The sequence below is a fragment of the Dongia sp. genome (assembly GCF_041910485.1).
Classification (GTDB): domain Bacteria; phylum Pseudomonadota; class Alphaproteobacteria; order Dongiales; family Dongiaceae; genus Dongia.
This window is the reverse complement of record NZ_JAYRQR010000017.1, coordinates 49284-75498: the sequence shown is the minus strand read 5'-3', so window position 1 is coordinate 75498 and position 26215 is coordinate 49284. Positions and strand designations below refer to the sequence as shown.

24 protein-coding genes are annotated in these 26215 nt (G+C 62.4%); 10 read left to right on the top strand and 14 right to left on the bottom strand.

Annotated elements, in window-relative coordinates; genetic code table 11:
- Nucleotides 1-46 precede the first annotated feature (46 nt).
- A complete protein-coding gene (locus ACE3PP_RS05405; RefSeq protein WP_374378828.1) occupies nucleotides 47-1114 on the bottom strand; it encodes an AraC family transcriptional regulator in 1068 nt (355 codons plus the stop codon).
- A 252-nt stretch (nucleotides 1115-1366) separates the two neighbouring features.
- Here ACE3PP_RS05405 and ACE3PP_RS05400 point away from each other — a divergent pair, with 252 nt between their 5' ends.
- The 8 genes from ACE3PP_RS05400 to ACE3PP_RS05365 all read left to right on the top strand — a co-directional run bounded on the left by ACE3PP_RS05400 (nucleotide 1367) and on the right by ACE3PP_RS05365 (nucleotide 7623).
- Nucleotides 1367-2365, top strand: a complete 999-nt coding sequence (locus tag ACE3PP_RS05400) for a phosphotransferase enzyme family protein (protein WP_374378826.1) — start codon at nucleotides 1367-1369, stop codon at nucleotides 2363-2365.
- Between the two features lie 28 nt (nucleotides 2366-2393).
- Nucleotides 2394-3698: an aspartate aminotransferase family protein gene (locus ACE3PP_RS05395; protein ID WP_374378823.1), complete on the top strand. Its 1305-nt coding sequence runs from the start codon at nucleotides 2394-2396 to the stop codon at nucleotides 3696-3698.
- Between the two features lie 14 nt (nucleotides 3699-3712).
- Nucleotides 3713-5308 carry an aldehyde dehydrogenase family protein gene (locus tag ACE3PP_RS05390; protein ID WP_374378820.1) on the top strand — a complete coding sequence of 532 codons (1596 nt, stop codon included), beginning with the start codon at nucleotides 3713-3715 and terminating at the stop codon, nucleotides 5306-5308.
- 15 nt (nucleotides 5309-5323) lie between these two features.
- Nucleotides 5324-5923: a hypothetical protein gene (locus ACE3PP_RS05385; RefSeq protein ID WP_374378817.1), complete on the top strand. Its 600-nt coding sequence runs from the start codon at nucleotides 5324-5326 to the stop codon at nucleotides 5921-5923.
- A 5-nt stretch (nucleotides 5924-5928) separates the two neighbouring features.
- A complete protein-coding gene (locus ACE3PP_RS05380) occupies nucleotides 5929-6354 on the top strand; it encodes a hypothetical protein (RefSeq protein WP_374378814.1) in 426 nt (141 codons plus the stop codon).
- Nucleotides 6351-6608 (top strand): EutN/CcmL family microcompartment protein, encoded by a 258-nt coding sequence (locus ACE3PP_RS05375; protein ID WP_374378811.1) that lies wholly within the window; start codon nucleotides 6351-6353, stop codon nucleotides 6606-6608. Before ACE3PP_RS05380 ends, ACE3PP_RS05375 begins: the two co-directional genes overlap by 4 nt.
- Before the next feature lie 30 nt (nucleotides 6609-6638).
- The gene (locus ACE3PP_RS05370; protein WP_374378808.1) at nucleotides 6639-6920 is read left to right on the top strand and encodes a BMC domain-containing protein; all 282 of its coding nucleotides are present in this window, start codon (nucleotides 6639-6641) and stop codon (nucleotides 6918-6920) included.
- Nucleotides 6921-6987: 67 nt separating this feature from the next.
- Nucleotides 6988-7623 carry a microcompartment protein gene (locus ACE3PP_RS05365; RefSeq protein WP_374378805.1) on the top strand — a complete coding sequence of 212 codons (636 nt, stop codon included), beginning with the start codon at nucleotides 6988-6990 and terminating at the stop codon, nucleotides 7621-7623.
- Between the two features lie 6 nt (nucleotides 7624-7629).
- Here the strand turns inward: ACE3PP_RS05365 and ACE3PP_RS05360 are convergent, their stop codons facing one another.
- Nucleotides 7630-9294: a choline dehydrogenase gene (locus tag ACE3PP_RS05360; protein WP_374378802.1), complete on the bottom strand. Its 1665-nt coding sequence runs from the start codon at nucleotides 9292-9294 to the stop codon at nucleotides 7630-7632.
- Nucleotides 9291-10427, bottom strand: coding sequence for an aromatic ring-hydroxylating dioxygenase subunit alpha (locus tag ACE3PP_RS05355; protein ID WP_374378799.1), 1137 nt, complete (start codon nucleotides 10425-10427; stop codon nucleotides 9291-9293). The genes ACE3PP_RS05360 and ACE3PP_RS05355 overlap by 4 nt, the downstream gene beginning before the upstream one ends.
- Nucleotides 10428-10699: 272 nt before the next feature.
- On the opposite strand from ACE3PP_RS05355, the gene ACE3PP_RS05350 reads away from it, so the two are divergent.
- On the top strand, nucleotides 10700-11695 hold the full coding sequence (locus tag ACE3PP_RS05350; protein WP_374378796.1) for a GlxA family transcriptional regulator: 996 nt from the start codon (nucleotides 10700-10702) through the stop codon (nucleotides 11693-11695).
- Here the strand turns inward: ACE3PP_RS05350 and ACE3PP_RS05345 are convergent.
- From ACE3PP_RS05345 to ACE3PP_RS05315, 7 genes are all read right to left on the bottom strand, one after another.
- Entirely contained in the window at nucleotides 11692-12675 is a 984-nt protein-coding gene (locus ACE3PP_RS05345; protein WP_374378793.1) for a branched-chain amino acid ABC transporter permease, read from the bottom strand. The genes ACE3PP_RS05350 and ACE3PP_RS05345 overlap by 4 nt on opposite strands.
- The gene (locus tag ACE3PP_RS05340; RefSeq protein WP_374378790.1) at nucleotides 12675-13553 is read right to left on the bottom strand and encodes a branched-chain amino acid ABC transporter permease; all 879 of its coding nucleotides are present in this window, start codon (nucleotides 13551-13553) and stop codon (nucleotides 12675-12677) included. The genes ACE3PP_RS05345 and ACE3PP_RS05340 overlap by 1 nt, the downstream gene beginning before the upstream one ends.
- Before the next feature lie 11 nt (nucleotides 13554-13564).
- Nucleotides 13565-14278 carry an ABC transporter ATP-binding protein gene (locus ACE3PP_RS05335; protein ID WP_374378787.1) on the bottom strand — a complete coding sequence of 238 codons (714 nt, stop codon included), beginning with the start codon at nucleotides 14276-14278 and terminating at the stop codon, nucleotides 13565-13567.
- On the bottom strand, nucleotides 14275-15075 hold the full coding sequence (locus ACE3PP_RS05330) for an ABC transporter ATP-binding protein (RefSeq protein WP_374378784.1): 801 nt from the start codon (nucleotides 15073-15075) through the stop codon (nucleotides 14275-14277). The genes ACE3PP_RS05335 and ACE3PP_RS05330 overlap by 4 nt, the downstream gene beginning before the upstream one ends.
- Before the next feature lie 29 nt (nucleotides 15076-15104).
- Nucleotides 15105-16430 carry an ABC transporter substrate-binding protein gene (locus tag ACE3PP_RS05325; protein ID WP_374378781.1) on the bottom strand — a complete coding sequence of 442 codons (1326 nt, stop codon included), beginning with the start codon at nucleotides 16428-16430 and terminating at the stop codon, nucleotides 15105-15107.
- Nucleotides 16431-16514: 84 nt separating this feature from the next.
- Nucleotides 16515-17615 (bottom strand): class II histone deacetylase, encoded by a 1101-nt coding sequence (locus tag ACE3PP_RS05320; protein WP_374378778.1) that lies wholly within the window; start codon nucleotides 17613-17615, stop codon nucleotides 16515-16517.
- A gap of 149 nt (nucleotides 17616-17764) precedes the next feature.
- Nucleotides 17765-20509, bottom strand: coding sequence for a LuxR C-terminal-related transcriptional regulator (locus tag ACE3PP_RS05315; protein ID WP_374378775.1), 2745 nt, complete (start codon nucleotides 20507-20509; stop codon nucleotides 17765-17767).
- Between the two features lie 164 nt (nucleotides 20510-20673).
- On the opposite strand from ACE3PP_RS05315, the gene otnI reads away from it, so the two are divergent.
- Complete coding sequence (gene otnI / locus ACE3PP_RS05310) at nucleotides 20674-21441, top strand: 2-oxo-tetronate isomerase (RefSeq protein ID WP_374378772.1); 768 nt, start codon at nucleotides 20674-20676, stop codon at nucleotides 21439-21441.
- A gap of 35 nt (nucleotides 21442-21476) precedes the next feature.
- Here otnI and ACE3PP_RS05305 read toward each other — a convergent pair whose 3' ends face one another.
- From ACE3PP_RS05305 to ACE3PP_RS05290, 4 genes are read right to left on the bottom strand one after another with little or no spacing between them, the layout of a single operon-like run.
- Nucleotides 21477-22229: an SDR family oxidoreductase gene (locus ACE3PP_RS05305; RefSeq protein ID WP_374378769.1), complete on the bottom strand. Its 753-nt coding sequence runs from the start codon at nucleotides 22227-22229 to the stop codon at nucleotides 21477-21479.
- Between the two features lie 24 nt (nucleotides 22230-22253).
- Nucleotides 22254-23240, bottom strand: a complete 987-nt coding sequence (gene denD, locus ACE3PP_RS05300) for a D-erythronate dehydrogenase (RefSeq protein ID WP_374378765.1) — start codon at nucleotides 23238-23240, stop codon at nucleotides 22254-22256.
- Between the two features lie 10 nt (nucleotides 23241-23250).
- Complete coding sequence (locus ACE3PP_RS05295) at nucleotides 23251-25194, bottom strand: hypothetical protein (protein WP_374378763.1); 1944 nt, start codon at nucleotides 25192-25194, stop codon at nucleotides 23251-23253.
- A gap of 24 nt (nucleotides 25195-25218) precedes the next feature.
- On the bottom strand, nucleotides 25219-26214 hold the full coding sequence (locus tag ACE3PP_RS05290; RefSeq protein ID WP_374378760.1) for an ABC transporter permease: 996 nt from the start codon (nucleotides 26212-26214) through the stop codon (nucleotides 25219-25221).
- Between the last annotated feature and the right edge of the window lies 1 nt (nucleotide 26215).

The window sequence follows — 26215 nt, the reverse complement described above, 5'->3', positions numbered from 1 at the left end:
CCAAGCCAGCCATGCCGTACCGACCTGCGGCTTGGCTGGCAGTCTCTCAGTGCCCTTGCTTGCGATAGGCGCGCGGGCTGACGCCGGTCCAGCGCGTGAAGGCCCGGGTGAAGGCGGAGAGTTCCGAATAGCCCAGCAGCAAAGCGATTTCCGTCAGGGGCAATTGCCGCTGGTCGAGATACATGCGCGCCAGCGATTGCCGCGTGTGCTCAACCGCATCCTTGTAGGTGAGCCCCTGCGACGCCAGTTCACGCTGGATGACCGCCATCGGCAAGCGCAATGAGGCCGCAATCTGTTCCAGGCTCGGATAACCGCCCGGCAGGCTGACGCGGATGGCCGTCTTCACTCTGTCGACCATGCCGTCTTCGCCCTGACGATGCGATCCCAGCGATTCAAGGCAAGTCTGCATCATGGTGAGAAGCTGCAGATCATGGCCCGGCATCGAGCGTTCCAGCAATTCCGGCCGGAACAGCAGCGCATTGGTCGGCTGGCTGAAATAGACCGGCGCGTCGAAGGCTGCCTCGTGTTCCTTCCAGAATTCCGGGCGCGGGTGCTCGAAATGCACCTCGACCGGCGCCCATTTCGCCCCACAGCAATCGCGAATGACATTGGTGAACATACCAAGCGACAGTTCGGCATCCTGCCGGCGCTCGACGATCTCCGATGAATAGATCTGGTATTCGAGGCGCATCAGCCCGTCGCTGCCCTTGACCAGCTGCATCGACGAGGATTCCTGGTGGAAGTGAAAGAGCCGTACCAGATTGTCGAGGGCCGAGGCCAGGTTCGGCGATGAGATCGCCGCATAGCCCCACATGCCGAGATCACGCGGCTGAAACTGCTGGCCGAAATGCAGACCGAAATTGCCCGGGCTGAATTTGTCGCCCTCGATCTGCCGGGCCGCCTGCTCAAAAAGGCGGCAATAGGAGGCGAGTTTCAGTTTCAGCGTCGGAGAACCCGCCATGTCCGGGGCGATTCCCGAATTGCCGAAGATCGAATCGACATCGCCGCGCTGGCGCTCGATGAAATCGACCAGGCCGGTCGCTGCCGCAGCCAGCACGACGGGCGCGCCAGTGTCGCGGCCCTCGGTCTTTTGATCCATCAAAGCGGTCGCCATCGGAAATCCCCAGCCTTAGGACAGGAACCAGATTGCAAATAAAGGACGATGATGGCATGTCGCGCAACTGGGCTTCAAGGGGTGCAAAGCTGATCAGGTGTCAAGATCACCCGGTCAGGGGTCAAGCAAGCCCGTTGCACCGCGCCTAACCTCCTTCACGGTTGGAAAAGCGCCCGCCGCGCCTGACGGCACACCCCGAAAAGTTAATTCGGGGTGCGAGAGCCTGACCATCCTCTGGGAGCAAGGACGAATATGAGCGGAATGCTCACGACCGAACAATTGTTGCGCGCGATCGACGAACTGGCGGCGGCATCCCTGTCGCGCTGGGGCCTTGATGGGGCCGATCTCAAGCTGATCAATCATTCCGAAAACTGGACCTATCGGGTCATGCCCAAGGGCGCTGCCCGCCCGGTCATTCTACGTGTGCATCGCGACGGCTATCATACGCTGAACGGTATCCGGTCCGAACTGGCCTGGATGCGGGCCCTGCAGGCCGAAGGCGGCGTCAAGACGCCCCAGGCGATTCCCGGCAAAGACGGCACCGATATCCAGACGATCAGCCATCCCAGACTTGCCACGCCGCGCCATTGCGTCCTTTTCGAATTCATCGACGGCATCGAGCCGCCGCAGGACAATTTGGTTGAGCCCTTCAAGCAATTGGGCGAGGCCACGGCGCGCTGCCACAATCACAGCGAAACCTGGCGCCGGCCGCCCTATTTCGAGCGCCTCGCCTGGGATTTCGAACACTCCTTCGGCCCCAACGCCAATTGGGGATCCTGGCGCGATGGCCCGGATTGCACGCCCGACCGTGCCAAGCTGCTGCAGCGCGCGGTCGATCTCATGGAAAAGCGGCTGCTGCGCTTCGGCCAGGGGCCGAAGCGCTATGGCCTCATCCACGCCGATTTCCGATTGGCCAACCTGCTGCTGCACAATGGCGACGTGCGCGTCATCGATTTCGACGATTGCGGCCTCGGCTGGTTTCTCTATGACGCCGGCACGGCCGTGAGCTTCTTCGAGGACCGGGCCGATGTGCCGGCACTGATGGAATCCTGGAAAGAAGGCTATCGCCGTGTCCGCGCCCTCCCCAAGGAGGACGAGGACGAATTGTGGACCTTCATCCTGATGCGCCGCATGACGCTGTTCGCCTGGATGGGAAGCCACGCCGAAACGGACCTCGCCCGCACGGAAGGCCCCGGTTACAGCACCGGCACCTGCGAGCTCGCCGAGCGCTATTTGAGCCAATACAGCTGAGCCCGGAAATGGGCCAGGAGAAGTGAAAATGGTCGACCAATCCCAGAGTTCAGGGTCGCAAAGCCCCGAGAAGCGCGAGTTCATCGCCAAATCCAAGCAATTCTGGAATCCGGGCAAGACCCAGGCCTGGCAGGATATGGGCGTCGATCTGGTCATCGATCGGCGCGAGGGCTATTTCCTGTGGGACATGGACGGTCGGCGCCTCATCGATCTTCACCTGAACGGCGGCACCTACAATATCGGCCACCGCCATCCGGAACTGATCGAAGTGCTCAATCGCGGTATGCAGCGCTTCGACATGGGCAACCACCATTTCCCGAACATGGGCCGCACGGCCCTGGCCGAACGCCTGGCACGGATCTGCGGCGGTGACATGCATTACACCATGTATGCGTCCGGCGGCGCCGAGGCGATCGACATAGCGCTGAAGACCGCGCGCCACGCCACGCAGCGGCGCAAGATCGTTTCGATCATCAATGCCTATCACGGCCATACCGGCCTGGCGGTCGCAGCGGGCGCAGATCGTTTCAAGAAGATTTTCTTGTCCGATCAGCCGGATGATTTCGTGCACGTCCCCTTCAACGATCTCAATGCGATGGAAGACGCGTTGAAGGGTAAGGATGTCGCGGCCCTCATCATGGAGACGATTCCGGCGACCTATGGCTTTCCGATGCCGCTTCCCGGCTATCTCGCCGAGGTAAAGAAGCTGTGCGAGCGCTATGGTGCGCTCTATATCGCCGACGAAGTGCAAACGGGCCTGATGCGTTGCGGCGAAATGTGGGGCTATCAACGTTACGGCATCCAGCCGGACATCATGGTGACCGGCAAGGGCATTTCCGGCGGGATGTACCCAATCGCCTGCGTCGTGGTGCGTGAACCCTATGCCGGCTGGCTCAGCCAAGACGGCTTTGCCCACATGTCGACCATGGGCGGCGCCGAACTTGGCTGCCTCGTCGCCATGAAGACGCTGGAGATTCTGGAACGGCCGATGATGAAGCCGATGGTGAATTACATCTCGGAGACGTTCCGCAACGGTCTCCATGAGATCATGAAGCTTTATCCCAGCTTCTTCGTCGGCATCCGCCAATGCGGCCTGGTGATGGGTCTCGAATTCGACTTTCCCGAAGGCGCCAAGCCGGTGATGAAGCATCTCTATGAGAACGGCGTCTGGGCGATCTTCTCGACGCTCGATCCGCGCGTTCTGCAATTCAAGCCCGGCGTCCTTATGACAGCCGATCTTTGCCAGGAAGTGCTGGAGCGCGTCGAACGCGCCGTCGGCCTTGCCTATGCCGAGTGCATGGGGTCGGGTCGGCGCGGCACGCGGGCGGCGTAAGGAGCAGAATCAACATGACGGCCATCGTCGAAGAAATCCTTGCCGGCGAAAAGCGGGCGACCGGTACCGCCGATTTGATGTTGCAGATGGCGGAATGGGCCTCGGCCGCCTATGCGCGCTTCGACCGTGCCCGGGTGGAGAAAATTGCGCGCGCCGCGGCGGAAGTGGCCTACGCCCATGCCGGCGAGTTGGCCGAGGCAGCCGTCAAGGAAACCGGGTTCGGTGTTGCCGCGCATAAGAAGATCAAGAACGAGCTGACCTCGCGCGCGCTTTTCGATCTCTACGCCAAGGACGATTATTGCTCGGCCCGCATCAAGCCGGAGATCAAGATGGTGGAACTGCCGCGCCCGGCCGGCGTGGTGTTTGCCCTCACTCCCTCGACCAATCCGGTCTGCAGTGTCTATTACAAGGTGCTGATGGCGCTGATGACGCGCAATGCGATCATCCTGTCGCCGCATCCGATGGCCAAATCCTGCTCGGTCCGCGCCGCACGGCTGATGGCGGAAGCCGCCGAAAAGGCCGGTGCGCCGACCGGTATCATCCAGATCATCGAACAGCCCTCCCTTCCCCTCATCGACTATGTGATGAAGAGCCCGCGCATCGGCGTGATCCTTGCCACCGGTGGAACGCCGATGGTGCGGTCGGCCTACAGTTCCGGCAATCCGGCGATCGGCGTCGGCCCTGGCAACGCGCCGGCCCTGGTCGATGACAGCGCCGATCTCAACGAAGCCGCCAAGCGCATCATCCTCTCGAAAAGCTTCGACAATTCGATCCTCTGCACCAATGAAAGCGTCGTGCTTGCCGTCCAAAGCATTGCCGACCGGCTGTTGCAGGCGTTGAAATCGGCGGGCGCCTATGTTGCAAAACCCGAGGAAGTCGCCGCTCTGCGCGAGCTTCTCTTCGGCATGGGTTCGTTCAACGTCGCCGTGCTGGGGAAATCGGCCATCGAGATCGCGGGGCTTGCCGGCATCCGCGTCCCGTCCAACACCCAGATACTCCTTGCTGAGATCGACCGGGTCGGTATCGACGAGCCGCTCTCCAAGGAAAAGCTGTGCCCGGTTCTGGGCTTCCTGCGGGTGCCCCATGCGGCTGCCGGCATCACCCAGGCACGCGCGCTCATTCGCCTTTCCGGCGCCGGTCATTCGGCTGCCATCCACAGCAAGCATGCGCCGACGATCCTCAAATACGGCACCGCCGTGAAAGCGTTGCGCGTCGCCGTCAATGCGCCCTGCAGCCTGGGGGCAGCCGGCTACGGCACGCATCTTGCGCCGGCTTTCACCATCGGCACCGGCTTCTTCGGCTCATCCTCGATCGGCGAGAATGTGGGGCCGCAGCATCTCGTCAACTGGACGCGCATCGCCTACAACGACGACCCCAAGGAGGCATTCGGCGAATTCGGCGGGCTCGATGCCAATGCCGGCGGTCCGGCCCTGGCGCTGGGTCTCGAATCGCCAATCTCCCTTGGCCGCCTGCAGGAAGGCGCCGATGCCGCACAGGATCCGCTGCCCCAGCCCATGAGCCATGCCGGCACGCACAGCGAGATCGATCTGATGCGCGACGAAATTCGCCGCATGGTGCTTGAAGAACTGCGCAGCGCGCTCAGGTCATGAGGAATATCTGACATCATGGCCGAGCTTCGCTCCTTCATCTTCATCGACCAGCTGCAACCGCAGACGCTGTGCTACATGGCAAGCGGTATGCGCGGTCGCCTGCCCCGCACACACATGGCGGCCCAGATCATCGAAGTGGCGCCGGGTCTCGACATCGAATCCCTGACCGATACGGCGCTCAAGCATGCCGAGGTTAGCGGCGGCATGCTGGTGGTCGAGCGCCAGTTCGGCTATCTCGAATTTCATTCGCGTTCGACGGCCGCCGTCAAATCGGCGGCGGATGCCGTGCTCGATGAACTCGGCGCCAGGCGCGAACAGGCGACCAAACCACAGATCCTCGCCTCGAAGATCGTGACGCGCATCGACAACGGCCACGCCTTCCTCATCAATCGCAACAAGTCCGGCTCGATGATCCTGCCCGGCGAATCGCTTTTCGTGCTGGAGATGCAGCCGGCTTCCTACGCCATTCTCGCCACCAATGAGGCCGAGAAGCATGCCGACATCAAAGTCATCGACTTCCGCATGTTCGGCGCGACCGGCCGGGTCTACTTGTCCGGCGAAGAATCGAATGTCCGCATGGGGGCCGAAGCGGCCCTGTCGGTCCTGGAAGGATGAGCGCAATGGACAAGGATCTCATCCGCACACTCATTCGCGACGTCATCGCCGAGGAAGTGAAGGCGATCAAGAACGGCAAGGCGCCCGCTCCTGCCGCCGCCATCCGCATTGCCAGCGATGCGGATCTCGCCGCTTTCGCTAAGGACGTGCTGCGCCTGGCGCAAGACCCGCAGCTGCGCGCCGCAATCGAGGCGGGCCGGCATCCGTTCCGCTTGGCCGGTGCCACCACCGGAATGCCAACGGCCAACGCGCAACCCGCTGCCGGCGGCAAGGCGCACCGCGTCGATAAGGGCGTGGTGACGGAAGGAACCATCGCCAAGCTCGGCAAGGACATCGTCCGTCTCATCCTCGGGCCGGGCGTCAGCATCACCCCCTTGGCACGCGACAAGGCCAAGGCGCGCAACATCAGCGTCGAAAGGATCGGACAATGATTCGCGGTCGGGTCGTGGGCCGTTTCTGGGCCACCAAGCGTATCGAACACATCCCTTCCGGCGCTTTCCTCGAAGTGGAAAGCCCGGGTGGCAGTCGCATGATCGCCTTCGACGTGCTGGGCTGCGGCGAAGGCGAGGAAGTACTGATTGTCACCGGCTCGACCGCCGCCTCCTGGCTTGGCGGCGGCAAGATCCCGATCGACGCCCTCATCATCGGCTCGCTCGACGAGACGACGAAATCGAAATCCAAATAACCAAAACTGATCGACAGCAAGGAGAGAACCATGTCGAACGCAATCGGAATGATCGAAACCAAGGGTTTCGTCGCGGCTCTGGCTGCGGCTGATGCGATGGTGAAGGCTGCCAACGTCACCGTTGTTGGCCGCGAGGAAGTCGGTGACGGCCTGGTCGCCGTCATCATCAACGGCGATGTCGGTGCCGTGAAGGCAGCGACGGAAGCCGGTGCCGAAGCCGCCAACAGTGTCGGCACGCTGGTTTCGGTCCATGTCATCCCGCGCCCGCATCCCGATCTCGGCAAGCATTTCTCGACCACCATCGGGAAGTAACGGGCCTGTCGTCCAATCTACGTCATGTCCGCACTTGATGCGGGCATGACGACAATTTGGTGCATGCATGACCGAACTTCGCGTCTATCTGCCCGTGCGGGACCTTGCACGGCAGTTTGCTGCCTACATGTCGACGCCGACACGGGCGCGTGGCTATCCGCCGATGCAGGGCGAGCATTCGCTCATCATCGAGGTGGCACCAGCCCTGGCGATTCACCGCATCTGTGACCTCGCCTTGAAGACGGCGCCGGATATGGAGCCGGGGTTGCTCTATACGGAGCGGCAATACGGCATCCTGGAGCTGCATTCCGCCGATCTTGAGCAGCTCAACTTCGCCGGCAACGCGATCCTCAAAGGGATCGGGCGCAAGCCGGAAGATCAATTGAAACCGCGCACCCTTTATGCCGACATCATCGACGATGTGGCTGACCAGCATGCGATCATCCTCAACCGGACGCGCGAGGCTTCCATGCTGCTGCCCGGCAAATCGCTGCTGCTCTATGAGCTGGAGCCGGCCCTCTTCGCTTCGGTCGCGGCCAACGAGGCCGAGAAGGTCGCTCCTGGCATCACGTTGGTCGACGTGCAGATGATCGGCGCCAGCGGCCGCCTCTTCATCGCCGGCACGCGCAAGGAATGCGAACGCGCCCGTGACCGGATCGACGAAGTGCTGGGCAGCATCGTCGGCCGGTCCGGCAAGGCGTGATTGATCTTAGCGCTGGGCGCGTTCCCAGTTCGGGTGAATCCAGACCGGGGCGTCGCTCGCCGCCAAGGGTGACTGGCCACGAATCATGTCCGCGGCCTTTTCCGCGATCATGATGGTCGGCGCATTGGTGTTGCCGCTGACGATGCGCGGCATGATCGAGGCGTCGACCACGCGCAACCCGTCAATTCCGTGAACTTTCAACTGATCGTCGACGACCGCCAGCGTCTCAGTGGCGGAACCCATCTTGCACGTACCGACCGGGTGATAGCAGGTCTCGATCGCGCGCCGGATCCAGGCATCGATCTCGTCATCAGATTTCACGCCGATGCCGGGGAAAATCTCATCGCCGGCAAAGGGCGCCAACGCTTTCTGCGCCAGGATCTCGCGCGTGAGCTTCACTGAGGCGCGCAGATCCTCTCGGTCGGCCGGATCCTTCAGGTAGTTGAACAGGATAGACGGCGGCGCCTTGGGGTCATTTGAGCGCGCTTTGACATGACCCAGGCTCTTCGGGCGCATCAAATCGATATGCACCTGAAAGGCATGGTCCGGCACGCTGTCGACCGTTCCCGGAATGACCGCCAGCGGCATGAAAGTGAGCTGCAGATCAGGATGCTCGATCCCGGCGCGGCTGCGGATGAAGCCGCCGGCCTCGAAATGATTGGTCGAGGCGGCGCCGGTGCCGTTGAGGAACCATTGCAGACCGGTCACGTATTTCCGGATGCCCTTGGTGACCGGATAGATCGTTGCCGGCTGTTTGCAGCGATGCTGGATGACGATATCGGGGTGGTCGTTGAGATTGGCACCGACACCCGGCAAGGCGTGCAGCGCCTTGACGCCGATTGACGCGAGATGCTCCGGATCACCGATACCCGACAACTGCAGCAGCTGCGGTGAGTTGATGGCACCACCGGAAAGGATGATTTCCCGCGTCGCTTCGGCCGCCCGCATGTCGCGACCGACCCCATAGGCGATGCTGCGCGCGCGGCTGCGCTGCAGGTTGATCTTATGTACCAGCGCACCGGTGACAACCGTCAGGTTCGGCCGGTTCAGCGCCGGACGCAGGTAGCCCTTGGCTGTCGACCAGCGGCGGCCATCGCGGGTCGTGCGGTCGATGACACCGAAACCTTCCTGCTGATAGCCGTTGACGTCCTTGGTCGCCGGATAGCCGGCTTCGACGGCGGCCTCGATGAAGGCCTGGGTCAGCGGCGAACGCGCGAGATCAGGCCGCGCCACATGCAGCGGCCCGTCGCTACCGTGATAGGTGTCGCCGCCCTTCTGGTGGCTTTCCGCCCGCTTGAAATAGGGCAGCAGTTCGGCATAGCTCCAGCCACGGGCACCCGATTGTGACCAGTAATCATAGTCGCGCGCATGGCCGCGGATATAGACCATGCCGTTGATCGAGGAAGACCCGCCCAATACGCGCCCACGCGGATGCGTCAAGCGGCGGTTATCGAGATAGGGTTCCGGCTCGGCGGCATAGGACCAGTTGAAGCGCGTCGAGGAGAGCAATTGCCCCATGCCGGACGGCATGTGGATCGCCCAGTGATTGTCCTTCGGTCCCGCTTCCAAAAGCAGAACCCGGCAGGACGCGTCCTCGGTCAGGCGGTTGGCCAGCACGCAGCCGGCCGAACCCGCTCCGATGATGATGTAATCGAACCCAGCAGCGATCATTCACGGATCGCCTGATAGCAGAGCTTGTGGAAATGATGCACCAGATGCTCGCTCTGGTTCGGATGCTCCTCGTCGATCAGATAGCGGCCCTGGATGTAGCCTTGCGAATGCAGGCCCTTCTGGTTGCTGACGTTGAGGGCGATATCTTCCGGCCCCAGCTCCTTGTTCATCCATTCGATCGCCGCCTTGGTCAGCGCCGGCGTTTCACGGCCCACGGGGGCGTAATAGCCGAAACGCAGCAGCGACTTTTCCGGCTCCAGCGGGATCATGATGAAGGTTCCCACCATGTCGGTGAAGGGAAAGCAATAGAGCGTCGTGTTCGGCCAGAAGCCGATATTGAAGAACCAATCGGTCTGCCACGTGGCCCCATCGATCGGCAAGCCGTAGGCCGTCTTGGCCTTGGCGTTGGGCGGCGCCATGTAGGTCCACCAATCGCCATTCGGCGTCAGGCGGTACTGGCTGAAATCGATGAGGGAAGCCAGATGCTTGTGCACCGGCCCGGAGAGGTCGAAGTGATAGCCTTCGATCGAATTCTCCTGGATCACCTTCCAATTGGCGGGAACGATGACGTCGACTTCCTCGACCAGTTTCAGATTGTCGAGGTCGGGCAGGAAGCGGCGCATCTGCGCCTCGGCGCCCGGCGCCATCTCGGCTACCGGCTTGGCGTTGTCGTCGAGCGTCACATAGACGAAGCCGGCGAATATCTCGAGACGCACGGGCTTCAAGCCATGATCGGCCTTATCGAAATTCTTCAGACATTCCGTGCGTGGGGCCGAACGCAGCGACCCGTCGGGGCCATAGCACCAGGAATGATAGTTGCAGCGCAGGACAGCTGGGATGCGGCCGCGCCGCTCGGACACCAGCTTGTTGCCGCGATGGCGGCAGGCATTGTGGAAGGCGCGGATCTGACCGTCCTTGTGCGACATGACGAGCACGCTCTGCTCGAAAATGTCCTGGACGATGAACGAGCCGGGCTCCTTGAACTCGTTCACATGGCCGACGAGGTGCCAGCACTTCAAGAAGATGCGCTGCTTCTCGTCCTCGAAGACCTGCGCGTCGTAAAAGTAGGCAGCCGGCATCGAAGGACAGGTGGCTGGGTCGCTGTAATCCCACGGCTTCACTTGAGCATTCATGGAGAACTCCCTGGCGTCAAAATTCGATGGCCGATGGTGCTGATCCCGCGCCGAAACAGCCGGACCGAAACAGACATCCCTGCGTCGTATTTTGGCTTTGCTGCTCCATGTACAGGTAATTGATTTTACTTATCTATTTTGATCGCAGCAGGTGTAAAGCAGAAAGCTTCTTATCTGCATTTGATCTTTCGTGCCATTATATGTCCCAAAAATGCTGATCAATGCTCCGCCCCTGCTGTCGAATGACGCAGTCCAAAGGAGAGTTCGCGCGCGTGACCAGCAATCCCCATCATCTGGCTTTCGTCGTCTTGCCGGAATTTTCGCATATGGGCCTCGCTCTTGCGATCGAGCCGCTCTTTGTCGCCAACTGGCTGGCGCAGACGCAGCTCTTCCGCTGGTCGACCTTGTCACTGGATGGCCTCTCGGTGCGTGCCAGCAATGGTCAGCACCTGCCGGTCGATGCGGGCCTTGGCGAAGTCGGGACCTATCAGACGGTCGTCGTCATCGCCAGTTTCGATGCCAAGATCCACGCCGGGGATCAACGCCTGTTGGGCTGGCTGCGGCGCATGGCCCGCTTCGGCGCCACCATCGGCGCCATCGAAACGGGAAGCGAGATCCTGGCGGCGGCACGATTGCTTGACAATCAACCGGCCGCCATCCATTGGGACAATCTCGAAGGTTTTCGCGAGCGCTATCCCGAAGTCGACGCAACCGATCAGCTCTACACGCTGACCCGCGACCGCATGACCTGTGCCGGTGCCACTGCGACGCTCGACATGATGCTGCGCTGGATCGGGGAAACCGTGGATGTCGATCTTGCCGGCGAGGTGGGCCAGCATTTCCTGCTGCCGCGCCTGCGCGCGCCCGGCGAATCGCAGGGTGGGGCCGAACCTGATCTTCACGCCGCTGCCAATTTGAAGGTCGATGCCGCCTTGAAGATCATGCAGCAGACACTGGAGGAACCGCTTTCCTGCCGCGCCATCGCGGACCGCATCGGCATGTCGCAGCGCCAGTTGCAGCGGCATTTCCAACGGCATCTCGGCGTCAGCATCGCGCGGCAATATCTCTCCTACCGCCTTGCCAAGGCACACAAGCTGCTGCAGCAGACCGATCTGCCGGTGACGGAGATCGCTGTTACCTGTGGCTTCGGCTCGTTGGAGAGTTTCTCACGCACCTATCGGCGCTATTTCGGCTTGAGCCCCAGTTCCGACCGGCAGCAGACCACCAATGCGCCGGTCTTCCGCCAGCGCATGCTGAGCCGCCGCTAAGACCGTCCCCGCAGGCGCAAGGCGAGTGCTTGCAGGCTGCCCAACACACCCTTGGGCAACAGGATCACGAAGCCGGCGAGGATTGCGCCCAGCCCGATGTCGCGCCAATCGCCGAACTCGCGCATCGCTTCGTCGGCCAGCATCAGGATAAGGGCACCGAGCAGCGGTCCCCATATCGTGCCCATGCCGCCCACCACGATCATGGAAAGGAGGAAGAGCAGGGTCGAAATCGAAAAGGCCGTCGGTCCCACGGCCGCGAAATGGACCGCGTAGAACGAACCGGCGAGACCGGTGAAGAAGGCCGAAAGCGCAAAAATCCACAGCTGGTATTTGAAACGGCTGACACCGCGCGCCATGGCAGCCCCGGGATTGTCGCGCAGTGCCTGGAAGGCAAGGCCCATCGGCCCCCGGATGATCGCGATCGAAAAAGCAGCAGCAAGTGCCAGCAGGGTGAGGCCCAGATAATAGTCGGCCACATACCATTTCGATCCGAACAGGGTCCGGAAACCAAGATCGCCGAACCGGGTGAAGCCGCGCACGCCACCGAAGAGCGGCATGCAGCCGGATGGCGGGTTGGTAAAGCATTCGGTGTCGTTGACGATGAGGAGATAGAGCACTTGCGCCACCGCCAGGGTCAGCAAGGCGACGTAGGGCCCTTTGAGGCGCAGGCAGGCGAGCCCCACCAAGGTGCTGATACCAACCGTTACCAAAGCTGCCAGAGGCATCGCCAGGATCATCGGCATCTGGAAATAGTAACCGAACATGGCGGTCGCATAGGCACCGACGGCAAAGAGTGCCATCTGCGCCAGCGAGAAAATGCCGCCGATCCCCAGCACCAAGTTCCATTGCAGGACGACGATGCCCCAGATGAAAAAGAGTGTCGCCTGCGTCACGAAATACCGCATGCCGAAGACAAGCGGCAGGATCGCGCAGGCGAGAATGAGGACTAGGCCGATGAGGAAGTCGCGACGCATATTCATCAGAGGCGCACCACCTGCCGGCGGCCGAAAAGGCCCGAGGGACGCCAGATAAGAACGGCGATCACCAGCAGCAGCAATATGGCAAAGCTGTAGCGGACGCCGAGCAGATAGGCGGCAAGCGCTTCAAGAATGCCGAGCACGATCGCGGCGCCGACCGCCCCATAGACATTGCCGAGGCCGGCCACCACGCAGATGATGAAGGCCTTCAGCATCGGATCGCCGCCCATGTTGGGCAAAAGGCTGGAGAGCGAACTCACCATCACGCCGGAAATCGCGGCGAGCGCCCCGGATAGCGCCAGCACCTGCGCATAGACGATGCCGACCCGCACCCCCATCAACTGAGCCGCCTCGCGGTTCTGCGCCGTGGCGCGGATGGCGCGGCCGAGCCGGGTCCTCTGCAGCAGATAGGCCAGCACCGCCATCAAGCCCAGCGCCACGCCCAGGATCAGCAGATTCTGGTTCGGGATATGAACGCTGCCGATGACGACCGCACCGGTCAAGTTAAGCGGTTGCGGGGTCGGTTGGGGCCCGAACAGGCGCAGGATCACATTCTCGATGATGGCGCCGATTCCGATCGTGGCGATGAAAATCTGCGTCTCGAAATTGGCCGATTTCAGCATCGGCTGCGCCGCCGCGTAATAGATGGCAAGGCCGACCGCGCCACAAACCAGCATCGCGGCAGCAAGGCCCAGGACGGGGTGGAGGCCAAGATGGCTCATGGCGAAGTAACAGACATAGCCGCCCAGCGCCAACAGCGCGCCATGCGCCATATTGAGCATATTGAGCGAGCCATAGACGAGGGCGAGGCCGATCGTCGAAATAGCGTACATTGCCCCCATGGTAAGGCCCGAGGCGATGATCTGGACAATGACATCCATCGGCTGTCCCCTCAGGCTCCGAGATAGGTTTCGAGAATTTCGGGGCGCGCCATCAATTCAGCGCCCGCCCCCGACCAGACCAGTTCGCCATTGTCGAGGAGTGCGATGAGCGCCGCCTTATCGGCAACGCGGGCAGCATTCTCCTCCACGACCAGGATCGACTGGCCGGCGGCGGCGAGTTCGCTGACAACGTCGTAGATCTGGTCGATGACGATGGGTGCCAAGCCTAATGATGGTTCGTCGAGCATCAGCAGGCGGCCACCGGCCATCAACCCGCGCCCGATGCCCACCATGCGGCGTTCGCCGCCTGAAAGGGTGCTCGCCACCTGGCTGCGGCGGTCCTTGAGCTTGGGCAGCAGGGCAAAGACCTTTTCCAGCCGCCGCGGCGCCTCGGCCGAGGCCGCCGGCAGATAGGCACCCATCAGCAGGTTTTCGAGCACCGTCATTTCCGGGAACAGCATGTCGCCTTGCGGCACATGGACGATCCCGGCGGCGACGATCTCGTCCGGGCGCAGGTCATTTAGCAACCGGCCGGAAAGACTGATGCGCCCCGCCCGCAAATTCACGAGGCCGGAAATCGCCCGCAACAATGTCGTCTTGCCGTGCCCATTGGGGCCGATAATGGCCGTAAGACCCCCTTCGGCCACCGTCAGCGAGACATTGTGCAGCACGTTTTGGCTGCCATAGCCCGCCGTCACCTGCTCGATCGCAAGAAGCGCGCTCATGCCTGGGCCTGCTCTTTCAGCAGGTTGCCGAGGCGTTGCGAGGCGCCTTCGCCGAGATAGACGTCAACCACGTTGCGGTCCTCGATCAAACCTTGCGGCTTGCCTTCATAGATTTTTTCGCCGTGATGCATGATGAGAACGCGGCTCGACAGCTGCACCAGGAAGCGCATCACATGCTCGATGAGGATGATGGTGACGCCCCGCGCCGCGATGCTGCGCACGACGGCCATCACCTGGTCGATTTCCCTGGGGTTGAGACCGCCAACCGGTTCATCCATCAGCAGCAATGTAGGATTGCTCGCCAGGGCGCCGGCCAGCATCAGCAGCTTGCGATCAAGCACCGGCAGGCGTCCGACGATTTCATTGTCCCGACCGGCAAGTCCCACCGCTTCGAGGGCCGCATCCACCTCACGCGCCACCTCTTTCCCGACCCTGAGGCCCGGGATCAGGCGGTTGCTGCGCCCGAAATAGGCCGCGACTTCGACATTGCCGCGGACGGTGAGGCTGTCGAAGCCGGCATTCAGCTGGAACGTCCGGGCGATGCCGGCATGGCAGAGCGCCTCGGGCGGCAGTTTGGTGATGGTCCGGCCTTGGAAGATGATCTCGCCGGAAGTCGCTGGATTGAGGCCGGAAATGGCCTCGAACAGCGTGGTTTTCCCGGCCCCGTTGGGCCCGCCGATGCCGAGCACTTCGCCCGGCATCAGCGAGAAACTCATCTTGTTGACGGCGGTCAAGGCGCCGAATTGCTTGGTTACCTCGCGGCAGACAAGCAAGGGTTCCGAGACCACCGTTTCCATACCTTTTTTGCCCTTTTCAGCGTCCGGAATCAGCCCTTGATCCAGGGCGGCAGCTTGAAGGCCGCGGTGCCATAGGGCGCCGGGGCGATCAGGCCACCGCTCTTGGTCTGGTCCTGAATCTGGAGGAACTGGTGCGGCATGCCAAGCGAGGAGTCGTTGACCTGGGTCGGATAGGAATAGGCCGCCTGCTCGTCCGCCATGAAGCGGGTGGTGCCGGTGACGCCGCGATAGATGAGGCTGCGCATGCGCGCCGCCACCTTGCGGTTCTGCTCCTCATTGCCCGGCTCGCCCGTGCCGCCGGCAAGGGCCGCGGCGGTTGCCCAGACATAGGCACCGTCATAGGGCTGCGCACCGGAATTGTGGCCGGCATTCTCGCCGAACTTCGCCTTGTAGCGCTTCTCGAAGGCGCTGCCGATCTCGTCCTGCAAGGCGCCGACGACGGTCGCATAGAGGACGCCGACTGAGGCTTCCTTGGCGATGTCGCGGAAGGCCGGGATCGAGGGGCCGTATTGCATATAGATGAGGCTCGGCGTCGGGTTGGGCACGAACTGCACCATGAACTGGGCGAGATCGGCCGGCAGGAAGTGGGTGACGGCGATGACGGCCGGCGGGTCCTGGCGGATCTTCGCCAGGGTTGGGCCCCATTCCGAGATCGGCACGTTCACGGTCTCGAAGAGGCTGATTTCCCAGCCATATTCGGCGCCCTTCTCCTTGATCGCGTTGGCGATGTTGGCGGCATAGACGCCGGCCGAGAGAATAACCGCCATCTTGTTGTTCGGACGCTTGAACTGGCCGCCCTCTTCGAGCTGCTGCAAGAACTTGAGGAAGCCCGGACCATACCAATATTCCGCCGGATCGCCCTGGAATGAGCCGAAATAGCGGTCCGGATTCGACTTGATGAGATTGTTATGGCCGATCGTCGTGTCGTAATGGACATAGATGATGCCGGCATCGGCGACCGGGTCCTGGATGGCGGCACCGGATCCGATATTGTAGCCGTTGATCAGCGCGTGGACCGAATGCCGGTCGATGAGGCGTTGCGCTGCCTGGACGTTGGTCGGATCGCCCATCTGCTTGGTGTCTTCAAAATAGGGCTCGAGCGGCCGGCCGAGGATGCCGCCCAGCGCGTTGATCTCCTCGCAGGCCAGCGTCAGGCCATTCTTGAATTCGACACCGTCGGCAGCGGCGAAGTCGGTCAATGGCGCTGCCTGGCCGACCGGAATGGGATCGCCGTCGGCGCGGGCACCATCATTGATGCCGGCCAGAATGGCGGCACCGCTGCCGAGAGCGGCAGCGCCTTTCAGGAAATTGCGGCGGCTGGGAATCACATTGGGCTTTTTGATCTCTTCAGACATAACCGGAGCTCTCCCTAGAAAACAGCCGCCCATGATGTTGATCGGTCGCTGCCGGCGCGGCTTCCCCCGGCGCTGACCTGTTCTTCACTTGATGTCGTCTAGCAACTTGGCTGCTGCCTGGATCGCTGTCCACTGATGCGGCTGCAGATCCTGCTGGCCCCAGGTCGCCATCGGCTCGGCCCAGGGATCGTTGATATGCGTCCTGATGCCGGTCAGTTCTTCCATCACGGCGAGGCCGCAATAGGGAACATACATCTGGGAATAGCCGCCCTCATGCGACATCAGCAGGCGTCCACCGCAGAGTTCGTCCGCTGCCTGCATCAGCATCCGCGTCATCTGCCGGTAGCCTTCGGCGCTGACCATCATGCGCCCCAACGGATCGACGCCCGAGGCATCGAAGCCGGACGGCACGACGATCATCTCCGGCTTGTAGCGGCGGAGCGCCGGCAAAACGACATGCTCGAAGGCGGCGAGATAGGCACCGTTGCCGCAGCCCGGCGGCAATGGGATGTTGAGATTGTAGCCGAATCCGGCACCGTCGCCGCGCTCGGCCAGATTGCCGGAATTGGGCGGATAGAGCCCATCCTGGTGTAGCGAAATGGTGAGGACGTCGCGGCTCTTATAGAAAGCTGCCTGGGTGCCGTTGCCGTGATGGACATCCCAATCGACCGTCGCCACGCGCCCCAAACCCTTGGTCGCCTGGGCATGCATGACGGCAATTGCAACATTGCCGAAGAGACAAAAGCCCAAGCCGATATCGGCTTCTGCATGATGTCCCGGTGGCCGGCACAGCACGTAGGCATTCTTCACCTTGCCATCGAGGATGGCATCCATCGCCGCCATCGTCCCGCCGGCCGAGAGCTGCGCGATTTCGAACGACCCGCGGCCAAAGGGAGTGAGGGCCGAGGCATCGCCACCATTCTCGGCGGAGAGCTTCTTGATGCGTTCGATATAGGGACGGGTGTGGAAACGCGCGATCTCGTCTTCGGTCGCATAGCGCGGCTTGATCGGCGTGAGCTGATCGAGGAGACCGCTCACCTCGAGGAGATTGCGGAAGCGTCGCTTGCTTTCCGGATTTTCGGCATGTTCGCCGGGCTGCACCGTCAGGCTGGGCGGAAAGACTTGCGCCCAGTTCCAGGTGTTGTGCCACATGTAAAGTTCATGGAAGACGAAACCCGTCGCCATCACCGCCCCCAGATAAGCTGCCTCACCGGTCCCGATTCATGCGACCGGGCTCTCATTGGACATATATGTGACGGATGATTCGGAACTTGTCCCGCCCCGCTCGGGTAAGGGGTGGTTGATTCACCCCACCCTTTCGGGTGGCGACCCGATCAATGCTGCTGGGGCGAGGTGAGGCCGATTTCCTGCAGCCGCAGGACGGCTTGGGTGCGGTTGTTGACGCCCAGTTTACCGAAGATGTTCTTGAGATGCCATTTCACGGTGTCCGGCGCCATGCCCAGGGCCTGTGCCATGTCGCGGTTGCTTTGGCCGTTCCCCAGAAGATGTGCGACGTCGATTTCGCGCGGACTGAATCCGGGATCTCCCTTGCGAGGGGCTGGCCAAGCGGCGGCGAGGCGTTCCGGCTTGCCGAACGCCTCCATCAACCGATCCAGATAGAGGCCGATCTCGGTCTCACCGCTCCAGCTCGGCATCCGCCGCCGGGCGAATTCAAGCACTTCGCGCATGGCGCTGCCTTCATCGAGGAGCGTCCGCATCGCCTTCTGCGGCGCGCAGATGGAAACCGCATCGACAGCCGCCGCCAAGGCAGAAAGCGCATCCTCGGCCTGATAGGCGGCAATGGCAGCGAGTGCCCGCACCTGTGAGAGGCGGCGCAGGCGACCGTCGCGCCTGACATTTTCGGCGACCCGATCAAGCAGACGCAAAGCCGCCTCGGGCTTGCCCGATGCGATCAACACCCGCGCCTGGGCCAGATATTCCGGTTCGGTTGCTGGGTTGAGGGGCCCAAGACCGTTGCCTTCCCCGCCCTTGGCCAAGCGCGCATCGACGCCGATCCCGCGGGCCAGCAAGGCAAAGCGCGCCGCCTGCACGTCGCCCCGCTGCAACAGCAATCGCACCCGATCGTTGAGCGCGCTGGCAGTCAGACGATGGTAGCGCTTCTCAATACCGAGGCGCTCGGCACGTTCAAGCACGGCCATCGCCTCGTCATGCCGTCCGCGCGCAGCGGCGAGACGCGCCAGATGCAGCTTGCAGGCCATTTCATGAACGACGAGGCCGCATTCCTCGATGATCTGACGGTGGGTGTGCAACAACCGTTCGGCACCGGCAAGGTCGCTCCATTCATAGAGCAACTCGACCTCGAAGATCGCCACCATTGCTTCGGCATAGGAGCCGGCGCCGAGGACGCGCCGCGCTTCGGCAATCGCGCGCCCGAAATACTGTCCGGCTGCCGAGAGATTGCCGGCCGCCTTCTCGATCAATCCCAAAATCAGGTCCGAATAGACGATGCCGAAAACCGATTGCGCCTGGGCATGGCTGTCGCGCGCTTTCAGGCTGCAGATCCGGGCGCCATCGAGATCGCCGAAGGACAGATGGCAAAAGGCGTTGATGTTGCTCAGCGTGCCTTTGAAGAAGGGCCGGTTCTCGGGCAATTGGTCGAGCCAGATATCGGCAAGCCTTGCTGCCGTGCGCGACCGATCGGCAGCGGAAATGGCACCAACCGTCAGCGTGCAAAGCTCCGCCCGCAGCGCCAAGCGTTCTTCCTGGCTGAGATTGCCGGCGGCCCAGGCGGCGGCAATCGATTCCTTGGCTGCTTTCAACGTTCGCACGGCTTCCTGCGGACGGCTCATATGGAATTGAATCCAGACCTCGGCCATCTGCAGATGCGGCCGCCTGGCGACCAATTCCGGCGGCAACCGACCGAGCCAGGCACGAACCGTGTTCAGATGACTGGCCATGATGAGCGGCATGGCGCAATCCTCGACCAGCATGGCCGCCCGGTCGGCGTCACCCGCTGCCAGCGCATGCGACACGGCTTCGGACGTCAGATTGTTCGCTGAGAGCCAGTCCGCTGCACGCCGATGCAAGTCGGCAGTCTGCTTGCCCCCCTTCTCGCCCAGACGCGATTGCAGGAACTCGGCAAAGAGATGGTGATAGCGGAACCAGTGCCGTTCGCGATCGAGAGGAATGAGAAAGAGGTTCGCCGCCTCGATCATCTGCAGCATGGCGGCACTGTCGTTCCGGCCGAGCACGGCATCGGCGAGCGGTGCGGAAATGCGACTGAGAACCGACGTCCGGATCAGGAAATCACGCAAGTCAGGCGATTGGCGCGCAAGCACATCCTGGGTCAGGAATTCGGCAACGTCGCGGTGACTGCCGGAGAAATTTCGGATGAAATCGGCGCGGCCCGCCGGTTCTTCGAGCGAGAGGGCCGCCAATTGCAAACCGGCCACCCACCCTTCGGTGCGGTGCTGCAGGGTAACGATATCGGCAACCGGCAGATCGCTGAGCTCGGCCGCATCGAACAGGCTCTCGGTTTCCTCGAGCGAGAAACGCAATTGCATGTCGTCAAGGTTGATGAGCTGGCCCTTGACCCGCATATGGGCCAACCCGAATGGCAGCGGCCCGCGCGTCGCCACGACCAGATGGAAGCAAGCCGGCGCGTAAGTGAGGAGCGCATCGAGGAAACGGCAAATCTCAGGCGCCGAGAGGAACTGACAATCGTCGATGACCAGGAACAGCGGCTGGTTGCGGTGCGTCAGGTCATTGACGATGGACGTCAGAACGGAATCGATCGGCAGCACCGGGCTGGATTGCAGGAGCGCCGGCACCTGCTGTGCGATCTGCGGATCGGCACGGCGGATCGCCGCCACCAGATAAGTGAGGAAGCGGCCGATTTCATCATCGTCGCGATCGAGTGCCAGCCAGCCGATGGCGGCATCGCGTTCGCGCAAGGCGGCGATCCATTGCCCCAGAAGCGTACTCTTCCCGAAACCGGGTGGCGCTGAGAGAACCGCCAGCCGCGCCGACAGCGCGCCATCCAATTGGCGCAACAAGCGAGGCCGGGCGATGAGGTCGCTTTTGAGAACCGGTGGGCGCAATTTGGTTTCGATCAGCATGGACGCGATCTTAGCGTCCAATTTCCCTCCGACGGAAGGGTGATTATCCGGCCACGCCGCGGCACATTTCTCGCTCGTTTGTCGCATTTCACCTGCCTTCGCCGGACCACCTTGCTATAGTTGCGGCGATATCGGATTCGACCTTATTTCATCGGGGTTTCCTCATGGTCCGCCTGGCTGCCAATCTCAGCATGATGTTCAATGAATGGGGCTTCATGGATCGCTTCCAGGCAGCAGCCGAGGCGGGCTTTTCCGCCGTCGAATATCTGTTCCCTTACGATTTTTCACCCGACGATATCGCGGCGGCCCTGGTACGGCACAAATTGACCCAGGCCCTGTTCAATCTGCCGCCGGGCGATTGGGCCAAGGGCGATCGCGGCATGGCTTCCATCCCGGCACGACGCGACGAATTCCGCGCCAGTGTCGCGACGGCCCTGCGCTATGCGACGGCAACGGGGGTGAAACGGCTGCACGTCATGAGCGGCCACGGTTCGCGTACCGACAAGGCAGCGGCCGCCGCCTATGCCGATTCGTTGCGCTATGCCTGCGACCAGGTTGGCCCGCACGGCATCGATATCCTCATCGAACCGATCAATGGGCGCGATATGCCGGGATATTTCCTCAATGATTTCAGCTATGCGGCCGATCTCATCGCCGAGCTGGCCCTGCCGAACCTGCGCCTGCAGTTCGACATCTACCACCGGCAGATCCTGCATGGCGATGTGCTGATGGGCCTCAGATCCCTCTTTCCGCTGATCGGTCACGTCCAGATCGCATCTGTGCCGGCGCGCCATGAACCGGGCACCGGCGAGCTGGACGATTTCAGGATTCTCCGGGAGCTTGATGCCTTGGCCTATGCCGGTTTCGTCGGGTGCGAATACCGGCCGGCGGGAAATACCATCGATGGCCTTGGCTGGCGCGCCAGACTCTAGAGACTTGCTCTAGAGTCTGGCTTGAACATCTGATCCTAACCGCGGCCGACGAACGGCATCTGTGTTGCCATCACTGTCATCGTTAGGACATTGGCACTCAAGGGCAGGTTGGCCATATAGGCAACGGCCTCGCCGACATGGCGCGCTTCCATCGTCGCTTCGGCTTTCTTCGACCCATCCGCCTGGAGAGCGCCGGCTTCGATATATTGCGTCATCTCGGTGCTGGCATTGCCGATATCGACCTGTCCGCAGGCGATGTTGAAAGGGCGCCCGTCGAGCGCCGTCGACTTGGTCAGGCCCGTGATGGCGTGCTTCGTCGCCGTATAGGGCGCCGAATTGGGGCGCGGCGTCGTCGCCGAGACTGAGCCGTTATTGATGATGCGCCCACCCTGCGGCGACTGCGCCTTCATGATGCGGAAGGCCTGCTGGGTACAGAAGAAGGCGCCGGTGAGGTTGGATGCAACGACCGCATGCCAATGTTCGGGCGTCAGTTCTTCCATCGGAATGGCGGGCGCCCCGACACCCGCATTGTTGACGAGCACGTCGAGCCTGCCCCAGGCAGCTTTCACCTTGTCGAAGGCGGCGACAACAGCGGCGGGGTCGCTGATATCCGCCGAAATGGCGAGGGTCTTCGTGCCGCTGGGGTCAACTTCCTTGGCAGCCTTTTCGATCACCTCGACACGGCGACCCAGCATTGCGACATGGAAACCGGCGCCGAGCAGCGCCTTGGCGATCGCCTTGCCGACACCGGTGCCAGCACCCGTGACGATGGCCGATTTGATGGTCATGTTCTCTTCCTCAACAGAATGGGCTTACGCGATTTTGCCGCCCAGTTCATCCTCGATATGAACGCGGATGATCTCATCAAACGAATTTTCGGCACGGAAGCCAAGCGAAAGCGCACGCGCCGGATTGAAATCGCTGGGCCAGCCGGCGACGATTTTCTGGATGACCGCATCGGGCTCGCGACGAATGAGCTTTGCGGCCTTTTCGCCGGCAACACGACGCAAGGCTTCGATCTGTTCGCCGACCGTCGCCGAGAGACCCGGCAGGCTGAGGTTGCGGCGCGGCCCCACTTTTTCGAGATCGATCGTCGCCGCATGCATGAGGAAACCGACGGCCGCGCGCGGACTGGCATGCCAGTGGCGGACCTCTTCGGCCACCGGCAACACCGCTTCGATCCCAACCAGGGGCTCGCGCAGGATGTTGGAGAAGAAACCCGACGCCGCCTTGTTGGGCTTACCCGGCCGGATGCAGATGGTGGGCAGCCGGATGCCGATTCCGTCAAAGAAGCCGCGCCGGGAATAGTCGGACAGCAGCAACTCGCCGATCGCCTTCTGCGTGCCGTAGGAAGTGAGCGGCGTGCTGAGGAACGTATCGTCGATCTTGGCCGGGAACGGCGCACCGAAAACGGCAATCGACGATGTGAAGACCAGACGCGGCCGATAGGGCGCCTTCTGCCCCTCGCGGCGTACGGCCTCGAACAGATAGCGCGTACCGTCGAGGTTGATCCGATAGCCTTTCTCGAAATCGGCCTCGGCCTCGCCCGAAACGATGGCGGCGAGATGGAAGATCATGTCCGGTCGCGCGGCGATGAGCTTTTCCGCCTCGCCCGGCTGCGACAGATCCACCGTCAGGGTGGCGACCTTGCCGGTGAAGCCGGCTGGCGCCACCGGGGGGATGACATCGACCAGTGTCAGCGCATCGAGCGCCTTGCCGCCGATACCGCCATCCGCCACCAGCCGGTCGGTCAATTTGCGCCCGACCATGCCCGCGGCGCCGATGATGAGAATATGCATGCTGTACCCTTTATTTTTCGGTCACGATGAGCCGCAGGACGGCATAGGCTGAAAGTTCGATATCCCGGCCGGGAGCCGGGTGCAACCGGTCGAGGCAGGCCGGATCGCCGGCCGCTTCCGGAAAGTTGTCGGCATCGAGCCGGCTGAGGGATGAAACCTCAAAATCCAAAGTGAGCGTCTTGGCGTCGCCTGTCAGGTTGGCGAGCCAGATTTCGGTCCCCTTCGGTGTCGTCACGGCGAGCCCCTGCACCTCACCGGCGCGCGCGATGTCGAGCTGGCGCAACTCCCGCCCCTGCAAGGCGGCAAGGCCGCGCAGCACGTGGAAGGCCGGGAAAAGGCCGCCCTTTCCGTCATAGCCGGGTTGCGGATAGGCAGCATGCGCGTACAGCAGGCCAAAGGGACCGGCGAGACCGCCGAGCGTCACGGCAGACGCACCGCCATAGGCAAAGCGCGCGACATAGCCGAGGTCCCAGGCGGCCCCCAGCAAGCCACGCTGACGCGGATCGTTCCAGTTCATCGCCTGGCGGATATTGTCCGGGTTCTGCTTGGGCTTCTCGCCGTAAGGATTGTCGCGCATGCCGATGGCCGACGGCCCCACCAGCATCGGCTTGCCCGCGGCGATCGCCGCAGCGCTCTGGGCGATGGCCGGAAGGGCCTGCAGGGTCTCGGTGACCGAGCGATCATCCCCCGCATGCACCATCGCGGATGTCGTGAAGCTGACGGCATCAAGGAGATCGACCGGCGGCCGCTTGCGGTTGAGTTCGGTGAAATAGCTGAACATGCCACCACCGAGCCGCGCCTTGGGAAAGGCCTTGCGGGCCGCGCGATAGACAAGCTCGAAAGGTGGGCAAGGCGGCCAGACGCTGCCCGGCAAAGTGCATTTCATATCCGGCGCGGGCGAAACGAGGACCGTCTCGAAAGGCGCGCCGATCTTGGCGACCGCTTCACCCAGCGCGGCAATTTCCGCCTCGGCCGCATCGATGGAGACGATGACCGCTTCCAGCCAGGGCTTGGCGCCCACGACCTTGGCTGCCGCAGCCGCCCGCTGCAAAGTGACGGCGTCGTGGCCACGGCGCCGGTCGAAATGGCAGATGACATGGTTGAGGCCGAGTTTGGAAAGGTCCACCGCCTTGGCGAGAACGGAATCGATATCGTCGGGATCGAGTCCCGCGCCCAGCATCGGCAGGTGATCCGCCTTACCGCCGAGTTTTACCTTGATGGCGCCACCCGAGGCTTCGCCGGACATGCGACCCGTCACCGTCAAGGTCACCGCCTGGTCGATCTCGGTGCCTTTTCCAAGCGTGTAGGGCCAGGGAAGCGCCAAGGGTCGGACATAGGTCTTATAGGAGGCGTCGGTCCAGTTCCGCTGATCCTCCATCTCGAACGTATCGCCCTCCATCAGGCAGCGCACCTTGAGACCCGGCGCCGCTTCATGGGTGAGGGCACGCAAATTCATCATCGGCTGAATGGGGTCGATGATCGCGGGGAAACGGCTCTCAACGACTTTGCCGTCGACATGTTCGATGCTGACAGGAGCACCCGCCACACCATCGATTGGATGCAGGACGACAAAGCCGGTCCGGTTGGTGAGGAAGTCCGTCGCCGCCTTGCCTTTGCCGGCAAAGCGCAACGTTCCGTCGGCACGGCCTTCGATCACCGCCTGATAGTCGAAGGATTGAGCGTCGTCCCCGGCCACGGCATCGTAGGTGACGCGGAAATGGTCGGTCCCTTCGGTGACGGCGAGGTTGGCAATGACGGGATTGTAGGTGCCCCAATCCTTGTCGCGCACGATGAAGGAAACGGCCCGCATGATCTCGATACCGTCATAACGGATGTAGCGCAGATTGCCGGCTTCGAACTCGGCCGTGATCGGCCCGGCGCGCAGCAGGCGCGGCGGTGTCACCGGTTCCTCAGTACCGAAAAGGCGGATGGCGCGGCTCGGATTGTCGCTCATGAGGGTGACCTCGTTCCGGGTTGATCAGCGGCTGGAGCGCCAGTTGATGAGGCGCTCGACCAGCAAGGCGACGATGATGATGGAACCGATGGCGGAGCCTTGCCAGAAGGGCGAAACGCCGAGCAGATTGAGGCCATTGCGGATCATCACCATGATGAGCACGCCGATGAGCGTGCCGATGATGGAACCGCGCCCGCCATAGAGGCTGGCCCCGCCGATCACGACAGCGGCAATGGCATCAAGCTCCATCTGGTTGCCCATCAAGGGATCGGCCGAGAGCAGCTGGGCAATCGAGAAGGTGACGGCGACGGCGGCAAGTGCCGCCGAAAGGATATACGGCAGGATCGAATAGAAGAGCACGTTGAGGCCGGCGGCACGCGCGGCCTCCTTGTTCGACCCGATCGCATAGATGGTGCGCCCACCCTTGGTATAGGTGAGGTAAGCCCAGGCGACGGCATAGAGCGCCAGCAGGAACAGGACGTTGCTGGGGATGCCGAAGATGTCCGTATAGACGATGTTGGAGAGCGATTCCGGAATGTTGGAGATCGCCGTCTGGCCGGAGAAGATATAGGCAAGGCTGCGCGCGATGGCCATGATGCCCAGCGTCACCACGAACGCCGCCAGGCCGAAATAGGCCGTGAGAATGCCGGAGACGAGGCCGATTCCGGCGCCCGTTGCCACGGCACAGAGGATCGCGAGCGGAATCGGCATATGTTGGAGGGCAAGACCCAGCACGATGCCGGTCATGCCGGCGACCGACCCCACCGAGAGATCGATGCCGCCGGTCAGGATCACCAGGGTCATCCCGACCGCGACGATGCCGATCACCACCGACTGATCGAGGATGTTGAAGATATTGTTGGTGGTGAGGAAATAGGGCGACATCAGCGACAGCGCGATGGCAATCACCAGCGCCAACCCCAGCATGCGCACCTCAAGGCGCCGGGTGAGGCTGCCGAAGATGTTGCGCGGGGGATTGCCTTTGGTCGACATGGCGAGATGGCCTTCTGCTTGCGTCAAG

Coding starts and splice junctions, on each gene's coding strand:
- ACE3PP_RS05335 (WP_374378787.1), bottom strand. CDS start 14,278: ATGAGCGCGCTTCTTGCGATCGAGCAGGTGACGGCGGGCTATGGCAGC.
- denD (WP_374378765.1), bottom strand. CDS start 23,240: ATGCATATTCTCATCATCGGCGCCGCGGGCATGGTCGGGCGCAAATTG.
- ACE3PP_RS05405 (WP_374378828.1), bottom strand. CDS start 1,114: ATGGCGACCGCTTTGATGGATCAAAAGACCGAGGGCCGCGACACTGGC.
- ACE3PP_RS05370 (WP_374378808.1), top strand. CDS start 6,639: ATGTCGAACGCAATCGGAATGATCGAAACCAAGGGTTTCGTCGCGGCT.
- ACE3PP_RS05380 (WP_374378814.1), top strand. CDS start 5,929: ATGGACAAGGATCTCATCCGCACACTCATTCGCGACGTCATCGCCGAG.
- ACE3PP_RS05330 (WP_374378784.1), bottom strand. CDS start 15,075: ATGGAAACGGTGGTCTCGGAACCCTTGCTTGTCTGCCGCGAGGTAACC.
- ACE3PP_RS05375 (WP_374378811.1), top strand. CDS start 6,351: ATGATTCGCGGTCGGGTCGTGGGCCGTTTCTGGGCCACCAAGCGTATC.
- ACE3PP_RS05395 (WP_374378823.1), top strand. CDS start 2,394: ATGGTCGACCAATCCCAGAGTTCAGGGTCGCAAAGCCCCGAGAAGCGC.
- ACE3PP_RS05315 (WP_374378775.1), bottom strand. CDS start 20,509: ATGCTGATCGAAACCAAATTGCGCCCACCGGTTCTCAAAAGCGACCTC.
- ACE3PP_RS05385 (WP_374378817.1), top strand. CDS start 5,324: ATGGCCGAGCTTCGCTCCTTCATCTTCATCGACCAGCTGCAACCGCAG.
- ACE3PP_RS05400 (WP_374378826.1), top strand. CDS start 1,367: ATGAGCGGAATGCTCACGACCGAACAATTGTTGCGCGCGATCGACGAA.
- ACE3PP_RS05325 (WP_374378781.1), bottom strand. CDS start 16,430: ATGTCTGAAGAGATCAAAAAGCCCAATGTGATTCCCAGCCGCCGCAAT.
- ACE3PP_RS05320 (WP_374378778.1), bottom strand. CDS start 17,615: ATGGCGACGGGTTTCGTCTTCCATGAACTTTACATGTGGCACAACACC.
- ACE3PP_RS05365 (WP_374378805.1), top strand. CDS start 6,988: ATGACCGAACTTCGCGTCTATCTGCCCGTGCGGGACCTTGCACGGCAG.
- ACE3PP_RS05390 (WP_374378820.1), top strand. CDS start 3,713: ATGACGGCCATCGTCGAAGAAATCCTTGCCGGCGAAAAGCGGGCGACC.
- ACE3PP_RS05355 (WP_374378799.1), bottom strand. CDS start 10,427: ATGAATGCTCAAGTGAAGCCGTGGGATTACAGCGACCCAGCCACCTGT.
- ACE3PP_RS05305 (WP_374378769.1), bottom strand. CDS start 22,229: ATGACCATCAAATCGGCCATCGTCACGGGTGCTGGCACCGGTGTCGGC.
- otnI (WP_374378772.1), top strand. CDS start 20,674: ATGGTCCGCCTGGCTGCCAATCTCAGCATGATGTTCAATGAATGGGGC.
- ACE3PP_RS05340 (WP_374378790.1), bottom strand. CDS start 13,553: ATGGATGTCATTGTCCAGATCATCGCCTCGGGCCTTACCATGGGGGCA.
- ACE3PP_RS05295 (WP_374378763.1), bottom strand. CDS start 25,194: ATGAGCGACAATCCGAGCCGCGCCATCCGCCTTTTCGGTACTGAGGAA.
- ACE3PP_RS05360 (WP_374378802.1), bottom strand. CDS start 9,294: ATGATCGCTGCTGGGTTCGATTACATCATCATCGGAGCGGGTTCGGCC.
- ACE3PP_RS05345 (WP_374378793.1), bottom strand. CDS start 12,675: ATGAATATGCGTCGCGACTTCCTCATCGGCCTAGTCCTCATTCTCGCC.